The following is a 7,327-nucleotide window of genomic DNA, read 5'->3' on the forward strand; positions in this document are numbered from 1 at the left end:
TCGCGGAACACCCCCCCTCCCCTCCTCGCCCCTGCGACGTGGGCGTCGGCAGCGGCGGTGGGAGGGGCGGATCCACCTTGAAGCTGCCTCCCTCGCCTCGCTCCAGCGGATGGAGCACGCGGTCCAACTCCGTGAGCATCGCGGCCACGGCGAAGATGTCATCGCGCGGATCACTCATGTCGGACCTCCCAGCCATCCCTTGAGCACCGAGACCGCGACCCGCAGCTCCGGATCTCGCAGCACCGTCTTCGTCACGCCGCCGTCCTGCACGGTGACGTTCGCCGTGCCCGGATCCAGCTCGATGGGCAGCATCACCCCGGTGGCGAGGCACGGGCCTCCGAAGCCCTTGAAGTCGCGCCGCAGCGTCACGTCACGCACCAGCGTCTTGGGCAGCTGCAGGTCCCGGAGCGTGATGACCACCACCTCCTCGTCGTCCCCGCAGCACGGCGGCGTGGGTGTCACCGCCGTCTCGTCGTCCGCGCGGGCCGCCGCTCCCGTGCGCACCTCCACCGTGTCCACCTGCGCCACGCCCTGCCACCAGGTGCCCTCGTCATCCGCGCCGCGCACCAGCAGCAACTCTCCCGGCCTCGCGACTGGCACGGGCTTCGTCGAACCCGACGTGCTCTCCAGCGGCATCCCGTCCAGGAACAGCCGCGTCGCGCCCACCTCCACCGGTGGCAACAGCGCGAACGTCTTGCCCGGATACGGCGCGGCCACCGCCGGAGGCACCAGCCCCAGCGCACCGCCGCCCTGCCCCAACACCAGCGCCAGCCGCGTCCCCAGGGAGATGGCCTCCTGCACCACGCCGTCCGCCTGCGGACCCGCCGCCGCGCGCCCTTCCATCAACTCCTGCGTGCTCAGCGACACCGCGCTCCCATCCACCGGCGTCCCGCTCCGCACCAGTCCCGCCACGCCCGGCAGCTTCGCGTCCGCCGCGATGGACACGTTCAGGGGCGCGATGCGCAGCCGCTTGTCCCCAGGCGTGCCGCCCTTCACCTCCCAGCCCAGGACGAGCGCCAGCGTGGGCCGCTCTCCCAGCACATGCGCCACGTGCCCTGCCTGCACCTTGCCCAGGTCCGCCCCGGGCGACACCGACAGCGCCGTCGCCTGCGTGGGCGTGTCCTTCACCACCGTCACGGTGCCCACCAACGGAATCCCCGTGGGCGTCCCCGCGAGCACCCGCGTCAGGCTGTCGCAGAACGGCGTCAACACCTGGCGCAGGAGCGGCGCCAGCGCGGCGCGGTTGCGCACGTCGAACCATCGCTGACGGAACACCCAGTGGAAGCGCAGCGACCACTCCAGCGTCCGCAGCATCCGCAGCGACCCGTCCGGATACGCGAGCCGCGCCGCCACCGCCTCATCCATCCCCGTCCCCGCCGCGACATCCAGCAACGTCATCTCGAAGGACAGCTGCCCCGGAAGCCCTGGCGCGTCCGCCCTGCGCAGCGTCGTCTTCAGCGCGTTCAGCGCCGACGTGGAATGCGTGGCGGTGCGCGGAGGCTGGAGCGCCGTGGCCACCGTGCCGTAGTCCGTCGCCTGGACCTGGAGCGAATCCGCCGCGCGCTGGAGCGCCTCGGTCAACTCCGCCGCCGCGCCCTGCTCCTCCACCGTGGTCTTCGCCTGGAGCAGCACGTTCCGGTCCGCCAGGCACTCGCCCTGGCGGGACGATGCGCCTACCGCCACCGCGTCGAAGTCGCTCACGGACGAGCTGACCGTCAGCGCATCGAACTGGCTGCTCAGCGAGACCGTCTCCGCCGAGGTCGTCAGCTGGCCCCGCCGTTCATTGCGCAGCGCACTCCACGTCTTCATCTCCGCGATCCCGCTCTCCGCGGCGTCACGGCGCTGGTCGCTGCTGAAGAGTCCCGCGTCAATGGCATCCGGCACGAGCCCACTCGCCACCAATTGCCCGAAGTCATACGTGGGCACGCGCACCGCCACCTCGCCGCCGTGCTTCTCGTCGCGGAACGCGAACAGCGTCACGCTGCCCGCGAGCAGCGCGGCCCCCGTGAGCTTCCCGTCGCCGTCCGCGCCGATGGTGCCCACCGCGAACTCCAATTCCTCCACACCCGGCAGCCGCTGCTCCCCTCCCGCGAGCGACGCGGCGGACAGCGCGGGCAGCCCCTCGCCCCGGGGGGAGCTCGCCAGGGCCGACGACAGCGCGAGCCCCACCGCGCGACGGCGGGACCGCTCGATGACGCTGAACACGGGCAACAGCGCGCACACCGTCTGCACGTGCGGCGCGTCCTGCTCCGCCACGCCGTCCATCCGGTCCAGGAAGGCCTCCAGCTGCTTCCAGGCCGCCTGCCAGCCATCCAGCTCCATGCTCAGGCGCTTCACCGCGCTCACGGGCCGCTCCCCTTCTTCGGCGGCACCGGCGTCTGCGTGGCGGGCGGAGCCGGGCTGGGCGGGCGCTCAGACGGCCCCGGCCCTCCGTACCCCATCGCCAGCGAACGACTTCCCCGGCGCTGCGCCAGCTTCGTCGCGGCGATGCCCGCTTCGACGCTCTCCGACGTGGGCAGCTGCTCCTTCGCCTGCTCCAGCGCTCCCACCAGTTCGGAGCGTGCCCGACGCGCGCCCTCCACCAGCTCCTGCGGCGTGCGCCCCACCGCCGCCGCGAAGCCCTCCGGCGCATGCTCCAGCGCGTCCACGAACGCGTCCGCCTGCGCCTGGCTCTGCGTCTTGAGATTCCCCCAGGCGTCCTTCACCTCGTTGCCGCTCGCCTCCAGCACCTGCAGCACCTTGCTGTCCGCGAGCTGCTTCCCCACGTCCTCCAGCGTGAGGTTGCCTTCGGCCAGCTCCATCGCGGCGGACAGACCCAGGAGCTCCCACAGCACCGCGGCCTTCGCCAGGTTGGGCCCCGCGGCCAGCAGGCAGACTCCGCCCACGTAGCCGCCCGGGGGCCGGTTCGTCGCCGTGAGGAACGCCTGCTTCAGCCCCGCCACGCCGCCCCGCGTGGACACCGTCAGCGCGTACATGCCCGCGGACTTGAGCGCATCCAGCAGGTCGATGATGGCCTGCACCGCCTGCGCCAACTTCATCAACACCTGCACCTTGTCCAGCATCGCGTTGGCCAGGCTCTTGATGAGCCCCGCGAGGTTGTCCACGGACAGGAGCAGCGACTTGAGCGCCTCCGGCAGGATGAGCAGCTTCTCCAGGTCCGGGAACAGGTCGCGCATGCGCGCCGACTTCCAGTCCGGCTTCACCGACCTGCCGCGCGCCCGGCTGCGGCGCGGATCCAACGCTCCCTTGGGGTACTTCTCGAACGCCTTCTTGAACGCGCTGATGTTGAACAGCTTGCCCATCAGGTAGAGCGCCTGCCGGAGCGCGTCCAGCGACGGCGCCGCCATCACGATGAACACCGCCTGCACCGGCGCGCCGTCTGTCACCGTGGGGCGCGCGTCGTCGCCCGGATCATCGAAGGACGCGACGAACCGGCCCGCCCAGCGCGAGAAGGCGTCCGGCGTCACCGGCGGTCGCTCCAGCGCGTTCCCCGCCTTGAAGTCCTTCGGCAGGTCCGGGATGAAGCCCGTCTCCGCGAGGTTCGTCTCCGTGGGGCCGATGCCCGGCGCGTCCGCGTAGAGGTACGCGCCCGCGTTGAGCAGGTCGTCGATGATGTCCTTGAGCAGCGCGTAGGCCGCCAGGATGAGCGCCCGGAATGGATCCGGCAGCCCCAGCAGGATGGCCGACAGCGCCTGGAGCAGCGCCTGCACGAACTGGAGCACCGCGATGATGACCTGGAGCGGCGGCTTGACGATGCCCACCAGCTGCTCCAACCCCGGCGGCGCCGCGAGCACCAACGGCCTCCAGGACGGGCCTCCCGCGGCGCCTCCGGACGTGCCGGTGCCGTCGCCGCCCTCGGCCTCATCCAGCGCCTGCGCCAGCTCCTTGCAGCAGACCTCCAGCGCGCTGTGGAGCTCAGCGAAAGCGGCGTCGGTGGGGTCGGCCACGCGCGTCCTCCCGGGTGCGTTGCTCCAGCTCCATCATCTTCTCCAGCCGGTCGGCGTCCTGGGCCACGCCCACCGCCGCTGCCTGGAGCAGCAGGGCCTTCACCTCTTCCAGCCGCTCCCGCAGCACGCTCGCGTCCAGCGGACTCCAATCAGGGGCCTTCATCGCGTCACCCGATGGGCATGCGCTTGACGAAGCCGAAGTAGGACCAGTCCAGCATCGGCGTCATCGCGGCCCACACGTCCAGCAGGGGCCCGTACGCGGCCACCGTCATCGGGTTCACCGCCTTGAGGATCTGCGCCAGCATCGTGAAGTGGATGGCCAGCCCGTCCCCCAGCACCATCGGCGACACCGCGGAGATGCCGCCCACCTGGCACATGCCCAGCATGGTGTTGATGGACACGTTGCCCATCAGCGCGTCGATGGAGATGGCGTTGAGCGAGGGGCCCGGCATGTCCGGCATCGTCGCGGCGACCTTCACCGCCTTGCCCGCGGCGAGCTGCACGTTGCCGCCGGACGTCACGCCAAAGCCGCCCACCGCCGTCTCCTGCGACGCGCCCGACACGTTGCGCGTGTGGCTGCCCTGGATGCGGTCCTCGCGCGGGCCCCCCACCGTCTCCTTCAGGCCCGTGCCCCCCACCACGCGCGAGTACCCCGCCACCTCCACCTTCTCCGTCAGCGAGCCCGTCACCTTCAGCGTCACGTCCCCGCCGACGGTGCGCGTGTGGCTGCCGTCCACCGTCTCGTCCTGGAGCCCGCCCACCTCCAGCCGGTCGTCGCCGTCCACCTCCGCGGAGCGGTTGCCCTCGTTCACCGTGCGCTCGTTGCTGATGAGCTGATCCAACCCCTCCGCCGACAGGATGATGCGGTTGCCTTGCCGGTCGTGGATCTCCACGCGCGCGGAGTCCGGCCGGTCATCCAGGACGATGTAGTGGCCCGTGGCGGACTTGAGCATCCGCACGCCCGGCACCGCCGTCTGCGGCGGGTAGTCATGCTTTGGCACTTCGCTCACGTCCGGCGCCACGCGCGCGGTGGAGTCCGGCTGGCCCAGGTCGGAGAGCTTCGGCTGGCCCCACCACATGCCGCTCCAGATGGGCTGGGACAGGTCGCCTCCCTCGAACTCCACCCAGACGCCCGCGCCCACGTCCGGCACCACGAAGAGGCCCTGATCAGGCCCCGCGTAGGGCGTGCACGGCATGGCCCAGCCGGTGGCGACGTCGCCCATCAGCCGGGGCACCACGCACTGGATGCGGCCCAGGTTCAGCGGGTCCTGCACGTTGGTGACGTAGCCGCGGTACTTGCCGAAGTAGCGGCTCTCCGTCCGTTCGATGAGCTGTTGCAGGAGTTGTTCGATCATCGCGCGCTCCCCAAATCATTGTCCTCGTCGTACTGGCGCACGCCGGAGACATCCGAGAGGTTGATGTACACAGGCGTGGTGCCGTCCGGCCCCGTGAGGTGGACGACGTCGTCGATGAGCTCCACCACGAGGCCCACGTACACCTGGCCGAGCGTGGTGAAGAGGTAGCAGCGCTGCCCCATGCTGGCTTCGAGCAGCTTGCGCATCAGTCCTCCAGCGCCAGCACGAGCCGCGTGGCCAGCTTCGAGCGCGCATCCACCCAGGCGCCCACCTCACGCTGGCGCTCGGCGGCGAGCCTGCGCCGGGCGGTGCGCACCAGGTCCTGGAGCGTCACCGGCGCGGGCGGCACGGGCGGCAGACGGGAGATGCGCACGTCCATCGCCTGGAGCACCGTCAGGTCCAGGCCCAGCTTCACCTGCGTGCCGGCGAGCTTCGCCAGCGCCGCGGCCTTCGCGTCCAGCGTGTCCGGCGTGGTGGAGAGGGTGACCTCGGGCAGCGCTTCACGCTGGAGGGCGACACGGCCACTGAGGGCGAAGGCGTCAGGCATGGTGGGGGTCCTCGCGCGCTACGGGTTGAGCTGCACGACGGCGTCGGCTTCCTGGACGTGGACGCCGGAGGTGGTCGCGTTGCCGACGGCCGCCACGCGCGAGCCGCCCAGGATGATGACGGAGTGGGCGTGCGGATCCGGTTCGGGCACCGGCAGGATGTTCACCGTCGCCTCCTGCACCGGCTTGGAGCCCGTGCCGCCGCCGCTGTAGAACGAGTCCGCCAGCACCTCGTGCAGCACCGACACGTTGAGGATGCTCTCCTTCACGGTGGGCGCCGCCGAGTCGATGCCGAGCACGCTCTTGTCCACGAGCTGGAGGGCCTTCTTCGGGTCGCCATCCGCCGCGGCCAGCACGGAGCGCACGTGGCCCTTCACGCTCTCCGGCGCGTCCACGTAGAGCGCCACGCGGTCCACCAGGGCGCGCAGCGCGGCCGTGGGCGAGTCGTCCTTCGTCACCGCGATGCCGTAGAGCGTCCGCGCGCTGATGCGCAGGTCCAGGCCCGCGGGCAGCCGCGACCGGACGTCCTCCATCGTGGCGTTGTCCACCACGGCACGGCGGGCAACCTCCGCGCCCGCCGCTTCCTGGGGGCCTCCCTCCGCCTTCCCACCGATGGCCGGCGCGGTGACGAGCTCCGACAGCAGCGTGGAGAAGGCGTCGCTCGCCACGTCGCGGCGGCGCTGGAGGCCGCCCAGCAGCAGCTCCTGGTTCAACGGCACGCCCAGGGTGGAGCCGCCGCCCACCGGAATCTGGAGCGTCAGCGAGGTGGACGGCAGCGTCCACGGCGGGCGCACCAGCGGCGGGGGCGGCGTCACCGTCTCCGCGCCCAGCACCACGTTGCCGGTGAAGGTCAGCGGCGCGCGCTCCATGCGCACGACGACGACGTTCACCGCGTCCAGGCACTGGCACCGGTTGCCGCTGAAGACGGTGGAGTCCGTGCGGCGCAGGTACACCGCGCCCACGCCGCCCTGGCTGCGCAGCTCGTTGCCGGACACCGCGGTGGAGATGATGGCCCCGCCGTTGCCCAGGACCATCAGCGCCGGGCCCCGCGCGGTGATGTCATTGCCCTCCACCTGCACGCCCCGCTGCGCCCTCACCGGGGGGCGCGGCAGGATGGGGATGGGCTTGAGCAGGAAGTCCACGAGCGCGGGCTGGAGCAGCGCGTCCGACGCGGCCAGGTAGCGCGACGCCGCCGTGCTGGCGCTCTGCGCGGGGACGAAGACCTGGGGCGTCACGGTGAGCGAGCGGTTCAGCACCGGCCCCGCCGCGAAGCGCTGCTTCAGGGAGCCCATCTGCATCAGGTCCTCCGCGCGCGGCACCGCGGCGAGCGCGCCCACCACGGACGTCGTCGGGCCTTGCAGGACGGGGCGGCCGGCCAGGGTCGGCTTGGGCGCGGGGTCGATGGCCAGGAACGGCACGCGCGACAGCTTCGCCACCAGGTCCTGCGGCAGCGTGTCGGTGACGATGAGCACCCCCACCC

The 7,327-nt window shown here is 71.8% G+C and carries 7 protein-coding genes; all 7 read right to left on the reverse strand.

Translation table 11 applies throughout. From position 1 onward, the window contains the following. Positions 1-174: 174 nt before the first annotated feature. Positions 175-2,346: a hypothetical protein gene (locus tag D7V97_RS37115; RefSeq protein ID WP_120615341.1), complete on the reverse strand. Its 2,172-nt coding sequence runs from the start codon at positions 2,344-2,346 to the stop codon at positions 175-177. Then, positions 2,343-3,947 (reverse strand): hypothetical protein, encoded by a 1,605-nt coding sequence (locus D7V97_RS37120; protein WP_120615342.1) that lies wholly within the window; start codon positions 3,945-3,947, stop codon positions 2,343-2,345. Before D7V97_RS37120 ends, D7V97_RS37115 begins: the two co-directional genes overlap by 4 nt. Next, a complete protein-coding gene (locus tag D7V97_RS37125) occupies positions 3,916-4,110 on the reverse strand; it encodes a hypothetical protein (protein ID WP_120615343.1) in 195 nt (64 codons plus the stop codon). The genes D7V97_RS37120 and D7V97_RS37125 overlap by 32 nt, the downstream gene beginning before the upstream one ends. A 4-nt stretch (positions 4,111-4,114) precedes the next feature. Continuing rightward, positions 4,115-5,302 carry a phage baseplate assembly protein V gene (locus D7V97_RS37130; protein WP_120615344.1) on the reverse strand — a complete coding sequence of 396 codons (1,188 nt, stop codon included), beginning with the start codon at positions 5,300-5,302 and terminating at the stop codon, positions 4,115-4,117. Beyond that, positions 5,299-5,508, reverse strand: coding sequence for a hypothetical protein (locus tag D7V97_RS37135; RefSeq protein ID WP_120615345.1), 210 nt, complete (start codon positions 5,506-5,508; stop codon positions 5,299-5,301). The genes D7V97_RS37130 and D7V97_RS37135 overlap by 4 nt, the downstream gene beginning before the upstream one ends. Beyond that, complete coding sequence (locus D7V97_RS37140) at positions 5,508-5,849, reverse strand: hypothetical protein (RefSeq protein WP_120615346.1); 342 nt, start codon at positions 5,847-5,849, stop codon at positions 5,508-5,510. The genes D7V97_RS37135 and D7V97_RS37140 overlap by 1 nt, the downstream gene beginning before the upstream one ends. A gap of 18 nt (positions 5,850-5,867) precedes the next feature. After that, positions 5,868-7,327, reverse strand: a 1,460-nt coding sequence (locus tag D7V97_RS37145; RefSeq protein WP_233583468.1) for a hypothetical protein, incomplete at its 5' end; no start/stop codon positions are given.

Source organism: Corallococcus sp. CA053C (assembly GCF_003611675.1).
Classification (GTDB): Bacteria; Myxococcota; Myxococcia; order Myxococcales; family Myxococcaceae; genus Corallococcus.